A 19,146-nucleotide genomic window follows, 5' to 3' on the forward strand; every position below is an offset into this window, starting at 1 on the left:
TAGACAAGCCGGTAATTTTTTACTGTTTGATAAAGGCAAGCGGACCGCTACCCTCAGTGGAGTGATATTGGCCCACCAGACGTTTACCATCATCACTTAGCACCAGTACATGACGCCCTTTTGTTACCCAGCCGGGGATTGGTTGGGTGACTATAACATCATACGTTATCGTATTGCCTTCGCGAGAACCATGACCATACTCAACCATAGGCACCCCTTTAAATTCCAAGTAATGTGTCACAATGATTCGTTGCCCATCTTGTGCAATAATTAATGTACCTTTGGCAAAGTTATCATTCGCTTTAACATCATGCCATAACCCATTAACGTTTGGAGTGACATTCGCCTTCACACTATAGCCCACAACCAATAACATTAACGCTATTACTACTTTCAAGAATGCTTTCATAATTTTTTCGTTGATTTTAAAGAAAAATAATTTAGCACAGTCACTCAGTGATTAAAATAATATTCCAAAGCAAAATAGCACTTTAGAGCGACAAACCATGCGACTAATTCATGAGTTCAAAACATTCTTAGCAACGTCCAAAACTGTCATACTCAGCACTAACCCCCTCCCGAAAATGCAACGACGCACCAGTTATCGGTAATTAATGGAAGATAAGTACATGAGTATATCGCGATACAATCAACGTTTAGCTAATCTGTTGGTCATTTTGTTCACTTTTATCAGTGTCAACGCTTTCGCTCATGGCATGAGCGATCAAGAAAAACAAATGATTCTCGACGGCGGAAACTTAGAGTTTATCAGTTTGGGAGTCACTCACATGCTCTCAGGTTATGACCACCTCGCCTTTGTGTTTGGTATTGTATTATGTCTGTCAAAAGTTAGAGAAATCATTCAATATATAAGTGTCTTTACGTTAGGGCATAGTATTACTTTAGTGCTGGCAACGCTTTATAGTGTTCAAGTGAATTACTTTTTTATCGATGCAATTATTGCATTAAGCCTATGTTACATCGCATTTCATAACGTTGATGGGTTTAAGCGCTTATTCAATCGAAATTCTCCAAATATGCTGGTAATGATTTTTGCCCTAGGTTTAATACATGGTTTAGGGTTATCAACACGTTTACAACAATTACCGCTTGACCCTAATGCTTTATTACTCAATATCATGTCATTTAATTTAGGGATCGAACTAGGTCAAGTGCTAGCCCTTGTTGTCATGTTGCTTATATTAAACCAGATCCGAAATCATCAACAATTTAGCAAAGTGAACCTAGCAAGTAACGCTGCCCTTGCCGTGTTGGGAGTATGGCTTTGCCTTGGTCAAATCAATGATTATCAACAGGATCGCAAGCTATATGCTGAACAGCACCAGTGGCAAGATGAAATTAGCATCGCAATTTTACCTAATTCTGGCATCGAGTATAAACTACAGATGAGCCAAGGAGCATCAATCGCGTATAGCTGGCAAGCAGATAATGGTAAGGTATATTATGACTTACATGGCGAACCGACCGGTGATACAAGCGGTTACTTCAAAAGTTTTAAAATAGCCACCGAAAATCAATCTCATGGTTCATTAACCACTGACTTTGATGGAACTCATGGTTGGTACTGGAAAAACCCTCACCCATTTCCAATTAAAATTGCCTTAAAAGTGCGTGGAGACTATCAGCGGATTGACTGATTTTTAACGTCTAACGTATTAAGCGGCCATTATTTTTTGATCTTTAGCGCCACAGCAAAACTTAATTCGCCCAGTGCTCGAATGATGTCATCTCGCGTTGCAATTAATTCGGGCATTAATGCTGTTGCATCATCGATGCTATTTAGTCTGATAGCTTTGTCGATATCCCCCGCTAATTGGTGAATACGCTGATGGCTATTTTCAATCGTCGTAAAAACATCTAAGTATTGATAGTGTTCACGGCCATGGTGATAGTACCATTTTGCAAACTGGCAGCTGCGGTGATCACCAATGTTTAACAACGTAATAGGTATATGCGAATCAACAGCAGTTCTTAAGAGTTCAACAAAATAACGGTGCTCAACTTCAGCGGCAAAAATAGGGTAATCAATATCTTCCCAGTAGATATCTTGATAAGGCCTCCACAAATTAGGCAGACTCCATTGCTCAGTCCATTGGACAAACTCATCAGCAGGTAATGGCCTTGAAACTGCGTACCCCTGTGCATTGACACAACCAAGTTTCATCAGCATAACGCCATGCTCAAGCGTTTCGACACCTTCAGCAATCGCGTTTTTTTGGAACGCTGTCGCCAGCCCTAAAATGCCATGAACGATAGCTAAGTTCCCGGGGTCAGCCAGCATCCCCCGAATAAAAGAGGTATCCATCTTTAATGTTGTTGCCGGTAAACGCTTCAGGTAGGTGAGCGAGGAATATCCAGTACCAAAGTCATCGAGAGAAAAACCCACCCCAATGTCTTGTGATTGACTCATAACATTAGACACGTTATCAATACAATCAAGTGCGGCCGTTTCTAATATTTCTAACTCAATGGATTCATGGGGGATTTTTGGGTACTTGTCTAACAACGCCTCTAAATCGCTAATGAAGCTCGGGTGTTGCAATTGACGACTTGAAACATTAACACTCACTTTAATATCCAACCCTTGAGCTTGCCACTGCATCATTTGCTGTAGTGCGCTTTCTAAAACCCAGTGACCAATCTCTACGATTAAGTCATGATTTTCAATTAATGGTAAAAAATCATTCGGAGCAACGAGCCCTTTCTCAGGATGTTGCCAGCGAATCAATGCCTCTGCACCAAACACATCCCCCGTACGCATATTAACTTTGGGTTGATAATGTAAGACAAACTCATTGTCTTGAAATGCTTGAACCAATCGTGAAATCTTCTGATTTTGTTTAAACGCTAAACTACTTTTTTGAGGGTCAAATAAATGGTATCGATTTTTTCCTGCCTGTTTAGCAGCATACATCGCTTGGTCGGCATTACGTAATAAAGTATCGGCATCTTGGTCATCAAGAGGATAAATGGTCACCCCAATGCTCGCTGTCACTTGTACCGCAACCTCATTAAGCTGAACAGGTAAGGAAGTTAACTTTAAAATACGCTCTATCGCCAACTCAAAATCGTGAGCTTCTTTTAATCCAACGAGTAAAAAAACAAACTCATCTCCCCCAATGCGAGCCACACTATCACCATCCCGAATCACCTGTTTAAAGCGATGGCTCATCTCCATCAATAAGCTATTGCCGGCATGATGTCCATGCATATCATTAACGAGCTTAAACCCATCGAAATCTAAAAAGCATACTGCCATATGGGTTTTATTACGCAGTGTTTGTGACATTGCTTGACTGATACGATCGGTCAGAAGCACACGATTTGGCAATTTAGTGAGATCATCATAATAAGCCATTTGAGATAAACGCTGTTCTTGCGCTTTAAATAAAGTGATGTCTGTAAATACCGCAACATAGTTAGTGACTAACTCTGACTCGTTAGTAATCGCAGTAATCGAAAGGATTTCTGGGTAAATCTCTCCTGACTTACGCCGATTCCAGATCTCACCCCGCCAAAAACCTCGTGAATTGATCGAGTGCCACATCGCTTTGTAGAATTTATCGTCATGTTTACCTGATTTTAAGACGCGTGGATTAAAACCTATACTTTCAGCGCGCTCGTACCCTGTAATTCGCGTGAATGCAGGGTTTATATCAATAATCACCCCCTTATCATCGGTCAGGGCTATCGCTTCACTGGCATTCATGAATGCCGTATTTTGCAGCTTCAATTTATTTTCAACCAACTGCTGAGCTTTGATTCGCTCGACAAGTTCATTATTGACTTGTTTAACAAAAAACTGCGTCGCCATCAGTCGATAGATAAAGTAAGCCAAAAATAAACTTAAGCTGATCGCGCTGACAAATAATGCCCATCGGTAATAATCAACCTTCGATGCGGCATTTGCGTAGCTATGAGCATATTGCTCAACTAATTGGTGCTGTAGTTCAACCAAAGGTAGTTGTGTTAGCTCATTGAGAAGCGTTGTTATTTTATCTCGGTAACTTAATAAAACATCACCGTGTTGTAACAGCAGTAAAACCTTTGTTGGGTGCTCATGCTTTTTAGCGATCAACATGAGCTTCTCAGTTAAATAAATGATTTTTCTTTTAACTTTTTTCTCGGGGCTTTGAATGTAATATAAACTAAAGCGGATATAATTCTGTAAGCTATCTAAGAAGTCTACTGACTCTGATGTATCCATTAACTCCATCGATAGTTGATTAAAATAGTTAAATGAATTTTTATATACTGCGTGTTCTCGTTTAAACAAATCAACATGACTCAACTTTTGTTCAAACTTAACTTGTATCGCCTGATTGATCTTTAATAATCGTTGCTTATCTTGAGCGGTTAGAAAAGAAGGTGATTTTGCTAAGTCGGCCGATATGCCACTCAGTTTTCCCATATGTAACGCTAAAGTGTCGTAGTTTTGACTTAACCCGGTATAACTAGCTAACACCTCATTATCAACAACCGAGTCATATTGCATCATTAACTCTAGTTTTTGAGTGTAATCTAAGTGATCTTGTGATGAAACTGTTTGAGTTTGTATATAAAGCCATGTTAATAATATGGCGCACAATAAAACACCACTCATGCTCAATGCAAAACGCCTAATTCTCAATCCTTGAGGGAGTCTCATTGTTAAACTCATTCCTTATTGCCCTTCCATTCTCCTGATAGCGTATTCAAAAACGCTTTGATCGCTACTACATCCTCTGCTGAGATGTCTTTGCCTAATTGGTACTTGGCCATAATTTCAATCGCTTCATCTAATGTCGCCACAGACCCATCATGAAAATAAGGAGCCGTTTGTGCAACATTGCGTAAGCTTGGAACTTTAAATACAAATCGGTCAATATCACGCTTTGTAATATTATAGCGCCCTAAATCCGACGGGTTCGTCGATGAAGGGTCGAAATAAGGTTGCATAATACCGAGTCGCTGAAACATATTTCCACCAACATTAATCCCTTGATGACAACTAACGCAGCCAAAAGATTTAAAACGTTGATAACCTACTTTAGCAATAATTGGTAATGCCGTTTCCTCACCTCTTAAATAGCGATCAAATAGTGAGTTGGGGGTTATGAGGCTGTGCTCAAAAGTCACGATTGCATCAATGATATTATCTTTGGTTATGCCATCGTTATATACAAAGGAAAATCGATCTAAATATTCTTTATTTAGTTTAAGCCTTTGGATTATCTCAGGCCAGGATGAATTTAGCTCATTAACATTATGAATAGGACCATCAATTTGCTGCTCAAGGTTTGGACTACGCCCATCCCAAAACTGAGTAAAGTTAAATACGCTATTAAAAACTGAGGGCGAATTCACCGTCCCCGTTCGACCAAAAACACCAGCAGCGACAGCAAGACCATCATCTCCACCACTATGTAAATGGTGGCAGGAAGCACAAGCCGTGGTGTTATCGGACGACAGAATTGGATCACGGAACAGCGCCTCACCTAATTTAACTTTATTCGGAGGAAGATTGTTCTCTTGCGGAAGAGGACTCAGCTGGCGAGCATCATATTTAACAAATGATTGATTAACAATACTGGACGTTGGTGCTGAATGTTCTATTTCAGGCACGCGTAAAAGCCCTCCAATCACCAAGAGTAACAAAACGGTAGTGATAGCAATCAAGAGATACTTCAACATTAATCGCGCTCTTTTAATAGAAAATGGCACACACCCAATGTAAAAGATAGCAGAGGGTAAGCGCTATCATTTGATATAAATCAAAATAGGTTTAAATAAATCGATTTTGGTGTGAAAGATTGATTAACAAAAACTCATACTAAATGATGAACTCCAACCCACACATTCTCCTTAATTTTTGCAAATAAAAATAAAAAATAAACAATTGAAAAGCAATCATTATATTAGTTAATGCCTATCCTAAACTGTGAATGAGCCTAGCTACACCCCCGAATTTTACTACTTAATAACCACATCTTCTTTTTATATAACCCTTAGATCTACTACCTATGAATAGTATAAAAAGTAAACTAGGGCTAATAGAGTGGTTTTACCGAAACCATCTTAAGCAGTGTTGGTATCAGTTTCATGAAAAGGTAATAAACGTTCATTATGCTAAATAATGTCGTAATAAAGTATTCACACCGAACATGGCTAGGGAGCCTATTATGAACGAGAAAAGAATTGCATTGGTTACAGGCGCTATGGGTGGCATTGGAACAGCTATCTGTCATAAATTAAAAGATGACGGCTATTTAGTTCTTGCTACACATCGCCCAGGGAAAGAAACCGCAGCACAAGAGTGGCTACAAGCTGAATCTTTCACTGCTGAAGAAGTTGCTCCCCTTGCTCTTGATGTTTGTGGTACACAAGCGTGTGCTCAAGCACTTAAAGAAGTAATGGAAAAATATGGCCGCGTTGACGTTTTAGTTAATAACGCTGGCTTAACTCGTGATACAACATTCAAACGCATGACATTTGAGCAGTGGGATGAAGTGATTAACACTAACCTCAATAGCTTATTTAATGTCACACAACCTATCTTTAAAACAATGTGTGAGCAAGGCAGTGGCCGTATCATCAATATCACCTCGATCAATGGCTTAAAAGGTCAATTTGGTCAAGCTAATTACGCAGCGGCTAAAGCTGGGATGATTGGTTTCACTAAATCGCTTGCTTTAGAATCAGCCCGCTCAGGTGTGACTGTTAATGCTGTTGCACCAGGTTACACCGCAACGCCAATGGTTTCTGCATTGAAAGATGAAGTACTTGAGTCTATTAAAGGACAAATCCCACAACGCCGTTTAGCGACGCCTGAAGAAATCGCAAAATCAATCAGCTACCTAGCGAGTGATGATGCAGGTTTTATCACTGGTGAGACACTAAACATCAATGGCGGTCAATACATGCACTAAGCATGAATCGAATAATAATAAGGAAATAAAGAATGTCTAAAATTTATATTGTAGCAGCAAAGCGTACCCCAATTGGTTCGTTCGGTGGTGCTTTAAAATCTGTCACTGCTGCTCAATTAGCTGCCGAAGCGGTTAAAGGTGCTTTAGCTGATGGTAACGTTGACGTAAATGCAGTTGACGAACTAATCATGGGTAACGTGATTGCAGCAGGTCAAGGCATGGGACCAGGCCGTCAAGCAGCAATTGCTGCTGGTATTCCAGAAGAAACGTCAGCTTATACCGTTAATATGATCTGTGGTAGTGGTATGAAAGTTGTGATGGACGCTGCAGCGCACATCAAAGCAGGCGATGCTAACATCGTTGTTGCTTGTGGTGGCGAAAGCATGTCTCGTTACCCTTTCATCGTTAGCTCTGACATCCGTTACGGTAACAAAATGGGCGGAATGAACTTATCTGATAGCTTAATCGATGATGGTTTAACGGATGTATTTAATAAATACCATATGGGTATCACTGCTGAAAACGTTGCTGAAAAAATTGGTGTTAGCCGTGAAGAGCAAGATGATTTTGCACTACAAAGTCAACTTCGTGCAGTTAGCGCATTAGAATCTGGTAAATTCAAAGATGAAGTGACACCTGTAGAAGTAACTGTTCGTCGTAAAACATCTGTTGTTGATACTGACGAATACCCGAAAGCAGATGCAACTGCTGAAGGGTTAGCTAAAATGCGTCCAGCGTTTAAGAAAGACGGCACAGTAACAGCAGGTAATGCATCAGGTCTAAATGATGGTGGTTCCGCAATCATCCTAGCTTCTGAAGAAGCAGTTGCTCAACACGGTCTTAAGCCTATTGCTGAACTAGTTTCTTATGCTCAAGCGGGAATCGACCCAACAATTATGGGTTTAGGTCCTGTACCAGCTGTCGCTAAAGCATTAAAACAAGCTGATTTAAGCCTACAAGACATTAACTTACTTGAACTAAACGAAGCGTTTGCAGCTCAAGCTTTAGGTGTAATGAAAGCATTATGTACCGAACATAATGAATCATTAGATGATTTAAAAGAACGTTCTAACGTTAATGGTGGTGCAATTGCGTTAGGTCACCCATTGGGTGCATCTGGTAATCGTATCATGGTGACATTACTACACGAAATGAAAAAACGTGGTGACAAGCTAGGTCTAGCTTCACTATGTATCGGTGGTGGTATGGGAACAGCGGTGATTGTTAAAGCTGTTGACTAATTTGTCTCTACTTTAACCACGTTATTTAAGCTGATATCGAATCACTTCGATGTCAGCTTAATTTTATGTCCGCCCTTTCTGATCTACATCATTTTTAACGTGAACTCTCACTTATTAGCCTAAAATATGACAATTTCATGATTGACATGACTAAAAAATAGGCATAAATTACACATTAAATGTTGCAGCGCACAATTACATCAATCGTATGAATAAAGGATTAGTTATGACAACTCAAAATCAAGATTCAACGCCAGCAGTTTTCGACCCTCTTTTAAACATCTCTAAAGCCACTGGTGCTTTATGGGTTGATATTCTAAGCTCTAATACTCAGTTTCTTTCTGATAGCCTAAATCAAGCTTGTCAGCAAGCTGAAAAAGTTATCAACGCTCAAGACAGCCAAGAAGTTTTGCAAGCCCAACAAACCTATGTTGAGCAACAACGCATAGAGTTGGCTAATTTTTCAGAGAACTTAAATCACACTTTCCATAAGGCACAAGCCAATTACCAGCAATACTTAGAGCTTAAATCACAAGCGCTACAAAATGCGTTTGCTGACTTTCAGCCCCTAGCGACATTTGAAGGTTATGGCCCATTGAGCAGTCTTGTTACCCCTTTTAGCTCGGTACCAGAAGTTAAACAAGCTGAGAAGCAGCCAGTAACAAAAGCTAAACCAGTGGCCAAAGAAACGGCACCAGTGAAAAAAGCAACGAAAAAGGCGCCCGTAAAGGCTGCACCAAAAGTTGAACCTAAGGCAGCAGTAAAACCTGTCGCGAAGAAAGCGATACCAGCGAAACCTACTCCTGCGAAAAAAGCTGCCATCGAACCAAAAACAGTGTCGAAACCAACGCCAAACGCTAAGCCTGCACCTAAAGCAGCTGTCGCTAAACCGACACAAGTAACTAAGCCCGCGCAAGAAGCAAAGCCAGCACCAAGCCTAGCAAAGACAATTACATCATCGGCTAAGCAACCAACAGCGGCTGTCAATAACAAAGCGACCGAAGTAAAGAAAACGAAATAAGTTGTATTACTACAGGGAAGGTAATTAATGAAGATTAATTACCTCCTTTCATATTGGAGCGACCCACATGGATAATTTTCAAGCGATGAATCAAGAATTTTTCGACTTAATCAACAACGAAACGAATAAAATGCTGAGTAGTTTATCCTCGGATCAAACCCAACAAACCATTCAACAGTTTAATCAGCAATGGAATGAACTCGCTTCCGCTAATATTACAGACCCGACGTCTTGGTTAAATAATGTGGCCAACTTTCAGCAACAACAAGTCGCTCTATGGAATCAGCTATTAACAGAACAATCTCCCCCTGCAGCAAATGAAAGTGCTCCAGGTGATGACAGCGTGCCATTACAACAATTACAAAATCAAATTTTTGATTACATCAAAAAATCATATCAAATCACGTCAAATATTCTAAGTGAAGTCGCTGCCAATGCAGGGCTCGAAGAGCATGAACAGCAAAAGCTTGATTTTTATACAAAGCAATATACTGATGCAATGTCACCAGACAACTTTGCAACAACTAATCCAGAAGTCATTAACGAAGCCATTCGTACCAATGGTCAAAGCTTAGTGGACGGGTTAAAAAACCTTATCTGTGATATGGAAAAAGGTCGTATCAGTATGACCGATGAAAAAGCGTTCAGCTTAGGGGAAAACATTGCAACAACAGAGGGTGCAGTGATTTATGAGAATGAATTATTCCAGTTAATTCATTACAAACCACGAGGCGAGCAGGTTTACAGCAAACCAACACTGATTGTACCGCCTTGTATTAATAAATTTTATATTTTAGATTTACAACCGCATAATTCATTTGTCAATTACTGCGTCGGACAAGGCCAGAATACCTTCTTAATCTCTTGGCTAAACCCAAGTAAGCAACAGGGTCACTTAAAGTGGGATGATTATGTAGAGGATGGCATTATCAACGCGATTGGTGTGGTTAATGACATTGCTAATACCAAAAGTCTAAATGCGGTTTCTTGGTGCGTTGGCGGCACATTATTAGCAAGTTCATTGGCCGTTTTGGCCAAGCGCAATCAAAAGCCGGTTAACAGTGCAACTTTCTTAACCACCTTGCTTGATTTTTCAGAGCCTGGTGAAATATCAGTATTTATTGATCAGCCGCAAGTTGATGCATTATTACATCAAGCTAAACAGCAAGGTGTGCTGAGTGGTCGTCAACTTTCAACAGCGTTCAACATGCTACGTGCAAATGATTTAATTTGGAGCTATGTTGTTAATAACTACTTAAAAGGTAAGCAACCTGCCCCATTTGATATCTTGTACTGGAACGGTGATTCAACCAATCTACCTTATGAGATGTACCAATTCTACATCAGACAAATGTACCTCAATAATAATTTGAGCAGTGCTGATGAATTAACCATTGCTGGGGAATCTATCGATTTATCAAGCATTGATATTCCTTGTTACTTCCTCTCAACCATCAGCGATCATATCGCTCCGTGGAAAAGCACGTTCAAAGGAACTGAGCTATTAAGTGGTGATAATGAGTTTGTACTAGGTGCCAGTGGGCATGTCGCCGGTGTCATTAACCCAGTCTCCAAAAACCGTCGCCATTACTGGGCCGATGGTCAATTAGACACAGGGGCAGATAATTGGTTAGAGACAGCTGAGAAACATGATGGCTCGTGGTGGGCACATTGGGATAAATGGCTTAAGAAACGTGCCGGGAAAAAAGTAAAAGCCCCAGAGTACGGTAATGAGAAACATCAAGTCATTGAACCCGCTCCAGGGCGTTATGTCAAAATCAAAATTGATGATATGGATTAAGACATTCAAAAAAATACCGCGTTAAGCGGTATTTTTTTTACTATTTTTCAATCCACGCCATTGACCAATACTGCCCAACACCAGGCTCATATTGGTTTGCACTTTCAGACCACTGAACACAATAGCCATTATATGGCCATGGTTTACACTCATAGGTTTTGTTGGTTTTTGGCTGATAAATCAAGGTTCCCGCTTTATACTGATTCAAATGTTGAGGGAATGTATATTCCGCCTCTGTAATAGGCTCAGGTTCGGTTGGCAGGTCTCCTTTTGCTAAAACATCTAAGTGGAAATGTTTCTTGTCGGATGTACCATTTTCCGCAATGTAGCTCACCGATAAACTATAATGGCCAACTTGTAACTGGCTCACGGCTAATGAAAGTGGTGTTAAACCAGACTCAAGGTTAAATGTTTTACTCTGTAGCTGTTGCCCTACTTTATTAAGCGCTAAGGTTACTTGTGCAGGTTTACTGATATCAACATCAACGTCAAATGTCACTTGCCCTTCATCAATGTAATAATGCTTTTTAACACCTTCAGCACTAAATTTAGGTTTAGGTAAAGGTGCAAGCTCAAAAGCAAGCTCAACACGAGTGATCCCCGAGCTTCGCTGCGCAAAAATTTCATTCTTGCCTTGCGTTGGCTCAATATCATTGTCTTCATTGATATGCCCCGCTTGAATCCAAGTTTGTGACTGATTAATTAATTGTGCGAGCTGTTGCGGCCAGCGCAGTTTCTCACCCTCGAGTGCAGATAAGATTTCTAACTCAATAGCTAATGAAGCAACTTCACCACTTTCACTGAACACACGAGCAATAACTTTATCACCTTTGGCGAGATCGCGGCTGGCAAAAATATCTCCGACATCAACCCATTCGACACTACCCACATCACCGTTGTCAATCATCAGATCTACGGCGTTATAAAAGCTCATCGGTGTATCACCAACATCCCAAACCCCTAAAACAACATGGTAACCATTGCGATCAGCAGGAATATTACACAGGTGGGTTAGTTGTCTGGGTGGCTGTTTAAAGTGACCGGAATATTCACAAAACGGGACCGCTTCAAATTGATCACGACTGAGCACTTGGTTAGGATTCCAATCTGGTTTAGTAATAAAATAACGCCAGTCCTTAGTCGAGTGAGGGGCGGTAAATGTCCAGCTAAACTCTGTCGCGCCAGCTTTGACATGTCGCTTAGTCCAACGATTAATTGATTGTTGATTGAGTTGGGAAAATGCACGATGCCCCGCACTCGCTAACCAACCATCAGCAGGCCCAGCACTAGGAAAACCATCTCGCCCTTCGATGCTTTGAGGCTCGTAAACCACGCTACCACACGCAGAATTTTCATTAAGTCGACACAGGTAGCCTCTTGATTCAGGCTTTGAAATATAGCCGTGTGCTAGCGAAGTCGATGAAATTGGTAATAATAACGATGCAGCTATTGGTGAGAGAGCCAATAGTTTTTTATGAAGTTTAGTCATTTGATTCCTTGTAAATTGCGATTTTAACAGCAACACAAGTAGGATCAGGCAGGTGAAAAAGCTCGATAGTCTTCAAGCTCCTTTTTTCATACTTAGTAAACTCCTTTTACTAAGGCAACCCCACGATCATGAGTTAAACAATATTGTTAACTTTTAGACTGGAAGCTTTGCGTCCTGACTTTTCAGTCAGTTTGCCAAATTCTACAGCGTAATATGTACTGCGCGAGTGAGGATAGCAAGCTAGATTATATAATTCAATAACTTATGGTTATTATCTATAATGAAACTATTTTTTAGGAGGAATAACCTGTATTCAATGACAAAAAAAGACCGCTTAAAATAGCGGCCTTGATATTTTTTATGATTGATTAATTATACTGTTGGATAAACGCTTTAATTCTTGGGCCAATCTCTTGTCTAAATCGGCGACCATTAAATACACCATAATGACCAACTTCAGGTTGAGTATAGTGCTGTTTCATATTTTTCGGTATTCCCGTTAAAATATCATGAGCAGCTTCGGTTTGCCCAGCACCAGTGATGTCATCCTTCTCACCTTCAATGGTCAATAACGCGACATCAGTGACTGTCGTTGAGTCAATTAACTCACCTTGATATGTAATCTCACCCTTTGGTAATTGATGCTCGATAAATACATGACGAATCGTGTCTAAATAAAACTCTGCTGGCATATCCATCACGGCTAAGTACTCATTGTAAAACTGGCGATGATTCTCTGCACTATCACCATCACCTTTCACTAAATCACCAAAGAAAGTGAAATGCTTATTAATATGATTGTCAAGATTCATGCTTAAAAAGCCTGTTAACTGTATAAACCCAGGGTAAACCCGTTGCCCTGCACCAGGGAAGTTATCTGGCACGGTACAAATTACATTATTTTCAAACCACTCAAGCTCTTTCGAAATAGCGTACTCATTAACCTCAGTCGGACTAACACGCGTATCAATTGGACCACCAAGTAATGACATTGATTTAGGTTGAAATTCAGATTTGTGCTGCGCCATAACAGAAGCAGCAACAACCGTAGGTACCGTCGGTTGACAGACCGCTACGATATGGAAATCGCCTTTTAAATGCTCACAGAAATCAATTAAATAACTAACATAATCATCAAATGAAAAACTACCTTCACTTAACGGTACATCACGAGCATTGATCCAGTCCGTAATGTACACCTCATGATCACCAATGAAATGCTCAACAGTACCGCGCAGTAATGTCGAATAATGGCCTGACATTGGAGCGATAAGTAACACCTTCGGGTGATCATAGTCACCATTACGCTTAAAGTGTAGTAAGTTACAATAAGGCTTGCTAATCACTATATCTTCCTTAATAGCAATTTTATTACCTCCAATGTCTGCGTACTCAATACCGAACTCAGGGCGATCATACACTCCAGTACAACGCTCAATAACTTCAGCCGTCGCTGCAATGGTTTTACCTGCAAACGTATAATTAAGTGGTGACCACTGATGATTACAAAAATCTTGCATTTGTTGCATCCAGCTATTAAGTGGTGACACAGCTTCCATATAGCGTTGATGTATTTGATATAACATAGAATTACCTTTTAACTAAAGCCTTTTATAACAAATAGATAACTCATCTTCCATCAGCCGATGCTAATATGACTTTTTTGGAATTATCTATACTAGAAAGCACCATTATTATTTTGTGCGGTGCAACATAAGGGCTATGATAGCGTTAATTTTGGTTAAAGATCAACCATGATAGCGCTGTTTTATGTTATACATTAGTGTCACACAACTTGATCTATATCATTAAAGACAAAAAAATCTATTAATAAACATAAAGTTAATAAAGGTGTTAGCTAAAGTTGTCATTCAAAGGTACACTGTTAGTAATTTAGTTAAACGAGAGCTTTATCATGCCAAGGATTATTAAGAAGTATCCTAACCGTCGCTTATACGATACAGAACAAAGCAAATATATTACGTTATCGAATATTAAAGATCTGGTGATGGCTGGAATCGAGTTTCAAGTCGTCGATAAGAATACTGATGAAGACATTACCCGTACCATTTTATTACAAATTATCATGGATGAAGAATCAAACGGCCGTCCATTGTTTAGCGAAAATACCTTATCACACTTAATACGCTTTTATGGCGGCGCAGTACAAGGCGTTTTCGGTCAGTACCTAGAAGACAGCTTAAGTGCATTCACTAAACAGCAGCATTTATTTACGCCCTCTGAGCAAGACCCTCTTAAGAGCATGACTGATATGGCACAGCAAAATATGAAAATGTGGACGGATATGCAAAACAGTTTTTTCCAGTCTAACCAAAACAATAAAGACAAGTCATAACCAACAGCATAAATCCTTTCTCTCTATCTCTCACCACTAAACCCATTGGAGGTGAGAGATTAGCTTAAAGTCTAATCCTTTGCACTTACCCCCAGTCCAGATACACCAAGCTGCTATTTTTTAAAGAACTTTTAAAGTACACCACCGCTATCCAATCTACTTATTAGAAAAAAATCCAAAATTTTAAATGTTTTTTATTTTTCACTGTTGACCCTGTTTAAAAAACACCCTATGATGCACTGCAACATATTGCAGTGCACAATAAAACTTAACTTAGGAGTGATTACCATGATTAACTTAGACGACAACATGAAATTATTTAAAGAAGTAAGCACAAAGAGCCTTAAAAGTGCTGATGCGTTTGGTCAACTTAACCTACAAGCGTGGAACCAATTAGCAGAAAAGCAAATGGAAATTATTTCATTAGCTACAGAAGCAAGTGTTGAAAGCTTAAACGTTTTGACTAAAACGAAAGATGTTCAAAATTTAACTGAAGAGCAAACTAAAATCTCTAAAGAGTTTGGTGAAAAGCTTAACGTTAAAAATCAAGAGCTAGCTGAAATCACAGCTAAAGTTCGTGACGAGTTCAGCGCTTTCGCACAAGAACAAGCATCACAGTTAAACGTAAACTTAAATCAAGTAGCTAAGCAATCTGCATAAGCTGGAATAGCTGTTAACAATAACGGCGTGAATTTAAGTTCTAAAGAAACCGATATTAACGTATCGGTTTTTTATTTTTTACTGCCACTTTATCGCCCGTATGCAGCTGATTGCTGGGATAAATTACAACATACTCTCCATCCTCCAAACCACTTGCCACTTCGGCGGATAGCTCATTACGTCGTGTTATCGTCACTGGCCTTAACATAGCTTGACTATCAGCAATAACAAATACAGCCCATTGCTGGTTGTACCTAAATAACGCCGATAGCGGAACCGTTAAAGCGTCACTTACATGATCGACAATAATAGACGCTTCAACTCGATACGCATTGCCCAAATTTTGCCACTTAGTCACAGGATCAACCAAGGTTAAGATCACATTGACTCGCTGCTCTTCAACTCCTAATGCTGATATTTTTGTAAAGCCAGAGGGTTCAATTAAACGTACTCTAGCATTAATATTTTCTTCGCCTCCCCAGCGAGTAACAATGGCCTTATCCCCCACACTCACCTTAACTGCTTGTGTTGATAAAAGCTCAATCACTGCTTCAAGTAGTTTGGGGTCACCGATTTCAACTAATGGGGTGCCGGCATTCACGGTCGTTTCACTTTTATGTAAAATCTTTAGTACTTGGCCGTTAATTGGAGAATACACGCACACTTGACAGTCATTGACTGTAATATCTTTCAAGTGGTCTGGCTGTAATAAACGCACCTTCGCTGCTGCTAATTGCGCAGCCATAACTTTTTGCTGTGATTGAGCTGTTTCTACTTCTGCCCGTAGCGTTTCTAAACGCATTTTAGTGTGATCAAGTTGATGTTTTGACACTGCCTTTTTCTGATAGAGCAACTTGGTTCGTTGGTATTCACTCAAATCAAAATCAAGTAACACTTGAGCCTGTTTAACTCGAGCTTTTGCTAAGTTGAGCGCAGCTTTGGCACCTTCTACAGCCGCCTGTGCTTGTATTTCAGAGCGCTTATCTAAAAACTGTGGATTCACAGGATGCATATTTGCAATAACAGACTGATTAGCGATAACAAAATCTCCTGCTTCACTATCAATGCGATTTATACGTCCATTAAAAGGTGCCGATAACACGTAGATATCTGGGATTTGTGTTTTCCCCTCTCCCGCTACACTAATAATAAAATTCCCTCGCCCGACTCTGACAACATCGACTAACTGTGGCTTTGGCCAAAAAGCCCATGCTAAACTCATTGCCACAATTACTAATAATAACGCTTTAATGGCCCGTTTAAGGGGTGAGCTTTTCATCATTCCACTCCTTTTTGTGCACTGACTAAATCAATTTTTTCAACATCCCGCCACACAATATAAGATGAAAGCACCGCGCTGATGATAACGATCACAATAGCGGTCGCATAAGTAGATGCCTCAATGACAAAGGGGATACGGAATAATTCACTATCAAGGGATGAGATCATTCCTGCCACTAAGCTAAAACCAATAGCGCAACCCAAGGGCAATGCAAATAAACAGACCAATGCTAACTCACCAAATAAAATGTATGCGACTTCACCACGTCGAAACCCTAGTACGCGAAGAGTGATCAGTTCACGGCCTCGTTCAGATAACGCTATCCGTGCTGTGTTGTAAATAACACCAAAACTTATTACGCCAGCAAAAATAATATTTATCGAGACCATTTTTAACAAATTATCAGCAATGAGCTGCTCAAATATTTGTTTAAGAACACTAACGATATTAACCCCTATCACTTGAGGGATTTGCTTGAGTTGTTCATACAATTGACTGCTATTGTTGTGATCAATCATTAAAGCCATTGCATTCAATAATGGCGGCTGGTCGAGTAGACGATTAAGTGCGTCAATATCAATATAAGCGCCCAATCCCATATAATCATGGTTAATTGCAACCACCGTTAACGCGAATTGCTGCCGTTTGCCATCAAGGCGTTCTATGATTAATGACTGCCCAACGTCAATTGCTAATAATTCAGCAAGTTTGCCATTAAGTAACACACCATTGTTTGGGATTGGTTTCGCTTGCAGTGATTGATCAACGACTCTAGCTAATTGCGGCTGAGCCACTAACCCCGATATCACCCCTTTTTTTTGATAATGCCCATAACGAAAACGCACATTAACACGATGAATTGGCTCAACCTTTAACACACCAGTGAGTGCTTTAACGGTTTCCATTGCTTGATAGTTGACTGGTTTAATCAAGCTCAAGTTTATATCCTCCCGCTGCGTTTGTTCATATTGAACATCGAGTAAATAGTCAATGGAATCTTCCATAAAAAAGCTAAAAATAAGCACAGCAACCGCCACTGCAACGCCAAGTGTTGATAATAAGAATTTAACGGCCTGGCGCTCCGCCTGCCTCAGCACAATTCGTGATAGAAATGATAAAAAGCGATGGACTCCTAAGTACTCCAAATATGTTTTTCGGTAATCCATTGGGCTTGGTGGGCGCATAGCTTGTGCTGGAGGCAACTTCGACGCTTGTTTTATCGCCATTAGTGCCCCGCATACCCCTGCAATGATACAAATACTTAAAGCAAATACTGCAATGTTTAGTGAGAATTGAAAATGTAGTTGAGGAAAATGAAAAAAATCACCATACATTTTCGTCATCCCAACAGCTAAACGATAGCCAATAGCAAGGCCTAGTAATCCCCCTAAACTAACCACGACTAGCACTAAGGTCAAAAAATGCCACACAATTTGACTATTTCGATAGCCAATGGCCTTAAGCATACCAATTTGTTCACGTTGCATCGTAATTTCTCGTGACATCACCACATTAATGATGAACGCTGCAACACCAAGAAAGATAAACGGAGCAACCATGCCTAAAGAGCGTAATTGCTTAAGTTCATTATCAATAAAAAAGTTAGAAAGCTGCTCACTGCGCGGATAAGAAATTAACCCGCCATAGGGCGCTAAAAGGCTATCTAAGCTAGCTTGTATACTTTTTATGTTACTTTGTGGTTTGACTTTAATAACCACATCATTAAACGCGCCGCGCATATCAACAGCTGCCGCTAACACAGGCTTATTAAGCCAAAAAACACCATAGCGGAAACTATCAGGCATCATAGCTCCAGGAGCGATACTATAAATATATTCTGGAGATAACACCGTCCCTACGATAGTAAAAAGTAACTTATGCCCATTAAGCATGATAGGAATCTTTTGACCCAAACCAAGTTGATGGGCATTAAAAAAACTTTCCTCAACTAAAATACCTTGAGGGTCATCACTCGTTAGCATCCGCCCTTGCCGTAGGTGTAATTGATTCAAGTGATGACCGTCGACTTGAGGTAACGAAACGACTTTGCCTGAGATGGGCTCTGTGACATTTTCCAGAGGAACAGTTATAGGAAAGACAATCCGCACATCTACAACCTCAATACCCTCAATGTCTCGAATTAGGCTGCTCAAAGAGTGCGGTGCGCGTTTTAATACACTAAAAATATCAGCAAACTGATATTGTTGATAATAATTATCTCGCGATAACGTTAAGCTGCTGAGTACACCAAATGCCATCACAAACACCGCTACCCCAGCTGCAATCACCACACCAATGGCTAATAATTGTCCTTTCATCCGCATCATGTCGCGTACTAACTTTTTATTGAGTGCACTCAATAACATC

14 protein-coding genes and 1 riboswitch are annotated in these 19,146 nt (G+C 40.1%); of the genes, 7 read left to right on the plus strand and 7 right to left on the minus strand.

The features are described 5' to 3' along the window. Positions 1 to 19 precede the first annotated feature (19 nt). Entirely contained in the window at positions 20 to 409 is a 390-nt protein-coding gene (locus Q8W26_RS01175) for a hypothetical protein (RefSeq protein WP_101213126.1), read from the minus strand. A gap of 220 nt (positions 410 to 629) precedes the next feature. Here Q8W26_RS01175 and Q8W26_RS01180 point away from each other — a divergent pair, with 220 nt between their 5' ends. Continuing rightward, entirely contained in the window at positions 630 to 1,658 is a 1,029-nt protein-coding gene (locus Q8W26_RS01180; protein ID WP_305471951.1) for a HupE/UreJ family protein, read from the plus strand. A 29-nt stretch (positions 1,659 to 1,687) separates the two neighbouring features. Here Q8W26_RS01180 and Q8W26_RS01185 read toward each other — a convergent pair whose 3' ends face one another. Next, the gene (locus Q8W26_RS01185) at positions 1,688 to 4,681 is read right to left on the minus strand and encodes an EAL domain-containing protein (RefSeq protein WP_101213124.1); all 2,994 of its coding nucleotides are present in this window, start codon (positions 4,679 to 4,681) and stop codon (positions 1,688 to 1,690) included. Then, positions 4,678 to 5,694, minus strand: coding sequence for a cytochrome-c peroxidase (locus Q8W26_RS01190; protein WP_305471953.1), 1,017 nt, complete (start codon positions 5,692 to 5,694; stop codon positions 4,678 to 4,680). Before Q8W26_RS01190 ends, Q8W26_RS01185 begins: the two co-directional genes overlap by 4 nt. A 488-nt stretch (positions 5,695 to 6,182) precedes the next feature. Here Q8W26_RS01190 and Q8W26_RS01195 point away from each other — a divergent pair, with 488 nt between their 5' ends. The 4 genes from Q8W26_RS01195 (at position 6,183) to Q8W26_RS01210 (ending at position 10,992) form a co-directional block, all read left to right on the plus strand. Continuing rightward, a complete protein-coding gene (locus Q8W26_RS01195; protein WP_101213122.1) occupies positions 6,183 to 6,929 on the plus strand; it encodes an SDR family oxidoreductase in 747 nt (248 codons plus the stop codon). A gap of 32 nt (positions 6,930 to 6,961) precedes the next feature. Beyond that, positions 6,962 to 8,170 (plus strand): acetyl-CoA C-acetyltransferase, encoded by a 1,209-nt coding sequence (locus Q8W26_RS01200; protein ID WP_101213121.1) that lies wholly within the window; start codon positions 6,962 to 6,964, stop codon positions 8,168 to 8,170. A 226-nt stretch (positions 8,171 to 8,396) separates the two neighbouring features. Beyond that, entirely contained in the window at positions 8,397 to 9,191 is a 795-nt protein-coding gene (locus Q8W26_RS01205; protein WP_101213120.1) for a phasin family protein, read from the plus strand. 67 nt (positions 9,192 to 9,258) lie between these two features. After that, a complete protein-coding gene (locus tag Q8W26_RS01210) occupies positions 9,259 to 10,992 on the plus strand; it encodes an alpha/beta hydrolase (protein WP_101213119.1) in 1,734 nt (577 codons plus the stop codon). Between the two features lie 40 nt (positions 10,993 to 11,032). Here Q8W26_RS01210 and gbpA read toward each other — a convergent pair whose 3' ends face one another. Together gbpA and Q8W26_RS01220 are read right to left on the minus strand one after the other, a co-directional pair. Then, entirely contained in the window at positions 11,033 to 12,481 is a 1,449-nt protein-coding gene (gene gbpA, locus Q8W26_RS01215) for an N-acetylglucosamine-binding protein GbpA (protein ID WP_101213118.1), read from the minus strand. A gap of 110 nt (positions 12,482 to 12,591) precedes the next feature. Beyond that, positions 12,592 to 12,687, minus strand: a riboswitch (cyclic di-GMP riboswitch). A gap of 162 nt (positions 12,688 to 12,849) precedes the next feature. After that, complete coding sequence (locus Q8W26_RS01220) at positions 12,850 to 14,067, minus strand: polyhydroxyalkanoate depolymerase (protein WP_101213117.1); 1,218 nt, start codon at positions 14,065 to 14,067, stop codon at positions 12,850 to 12,852. Positions 14,068 to 14,396: 329 nt separating this feature from the next. On the opposite strand from Q8W26_RS01220, the gene phaR reads away from it, so the two are divergent. Beyond that, positions 14,397 to 14,837 carry a polyhydroxyalkanoate synthesis repressor PhaR gene (phaR, locus tag Q8W26_RS01225; RefSeq protein ID WP_101213116.1) on the plus strand — a complete coding sequence of 147 codons (441 nt, stop codon included), beginning with the start codon at positions 14,397 to 14,399 and terminating at the stop codon, positions 14,835 to 14,837. Between the two features lie 288 nt (positions 14,838 to 15,125). Continuing rightward, complete coding sequence (locus Q8W26_RS01230; RefSeq protein ID WP_305471961.1) at positions 15,126 to 15,497, plus strand: phasin family protein; 372 nt, start codon at positions 15,126 to 15,128, stop codon at positions 15,495 to 15,497. 55 nt (positions 15,498 to 15,552) lie between these two features. Here the strand turns inward: Q8W26_RS01230 and Q8W26_RS01235 are convergent, their stop codons facing one another. Next, the gene (locus Q8W26_RS01235) at positions 15,553 to 16,779 is read right to left on the minus strand and encodes an efflux RND transporter periplasmic adaptor subunit (RefSeq protein ID WP_101213114.1); all 1,227 of its coding nucleotides are present in this window, start codon (positions 16,777 to 16,779) and stop codon (positions 15,553 to 15,555) included. Further along, positions 16,776 to 19,145 carry an ABC transporter permease gene (locus Q8W26_RS01240; protein WP_101213113.1) on the minus strand — a complete coding sequence of 790 codons (2,370 nt, stop codon included), beginning with the start codon at positions 19,143 to 19,145 and terminating at the stop codon, positions 16,776 to 16,778. The genes Q8W26_RS01235 and Q8W26_RS01240 overlap by 4 nt, the downstream gene beginning before the upstream one ends. Position 19,146: the final 1 nt, after the last annotated feature.

Origin of the sequence: Psychrobium sp. 1_MG-2023, from assembly GCF_030689115.1 — a bacterium.
Taxonomy (GTDB): Bacteria; Pseudomonadota; Gammaproteobacteria; order Enterobacterales; family Psychrobiaceae; genus Psychrobium.

Excerpts from the sequence above, each read along its gene's own strand:
- Q8W26_RS01205 (WP_101213120.1), top strand. The coding sequence starts at position 8,397 with ATGACAACTCAAAATCAAGATTCAACGCCAGCAGTTTTCGACCCTCTT.
- Q8W26_RS01210 (WP_101213119.1), top strand. The coding sequence starts at position 9,259 with ATGGATAATTTTCAAGCGATGAATCAAGAATTTTTCGACTTAATCAAC.
- Q8W26_RS01185 (WP_101213124.1), bottom strand. The coding sequence starts at position 4,681 with ATGAGTTTAACAATGAGACTCCCTCAAGGATTGAGAATTAGGCGTTTT.
- Q8W26_RS01235 (WP_101213114.1), bottom strand. The coding sequence starts at position 16,779 with ATGATGAAAAGCTCACCCCTTAAACGGGCCATTAAAGCGTTATTATTA.
- Q8W26_RS01220 (WP_101213117.1), bottom strand. The coding sequence starts at position 14,067 with ATGTTATATCAAATACATCAACGCTATATGGAAGCTGTGTCACCACTT.
- Q8W26_RS01195 (WP_101213122.1), top strand. The coding sequence starts at position 6,183 with ATGAACGAGAAAAGAATTGCATTGGTTACAGGCGCTATGGGTGGCATT.
- phaR (WP_101213116.1), top strand. The coding sequence starts at position 14,397 with ATGCCAAGGATTATTAAGAAGTATCCTAACCGTCGCTTATACGATACA.
- Q8W26_RS01200 (WP_101213121.1), top strand. The coding sequence starts at position 6,962 with ATGTCTAAAATTTATATTGTAGCAGCAAAGCGTACCCCAATTGGTTCG.
- Q8W26_RS01230 (WP_305471961.1), top strand. The coding sequence starts at position 15,126 with ATGATTAACTTAGACGACAACATGAAATTATTTAAAGAAGTAAGCACA.
- Q8W26_RS01240 (WP_101213113.1), bottom strand. The coding sequence starts at position 19,145 with ATGTTATTGAGTGCACTCAATAAAAAGTTAGTACGCGACATGATGCGG.
- Q8W26_RS01190 (WP_305471953.1), bottom strand. The coding sequence starts at position 5,694 with ATGTTGAAGTATCTCTTGATTGCTATCACTACCGTTTTGTTACTCTTG.
- Q8W26_RS01175 (WP_101213126.1), bottom strand. The coding sequence starts at position 409 with ATGAAAGCATTCTTGAAAGTAGTAATAGCGTTAATGTTATTGGTTGTG.
- gbpA (WP_101213118.1), bottom strand. The coding sequence starts at position 12,481 with ATGACTAAACTTCATAAAAAACTATTGGCTCTCTCACCAATAGCTGCA.
- Q8W26_RS01180 (WP_305471951.1), top strand. The coding sequence starts at position 630 with ATGAGTATATCGCGATACAATCAACGTTTAGCTAATCTGTTGGTCATT.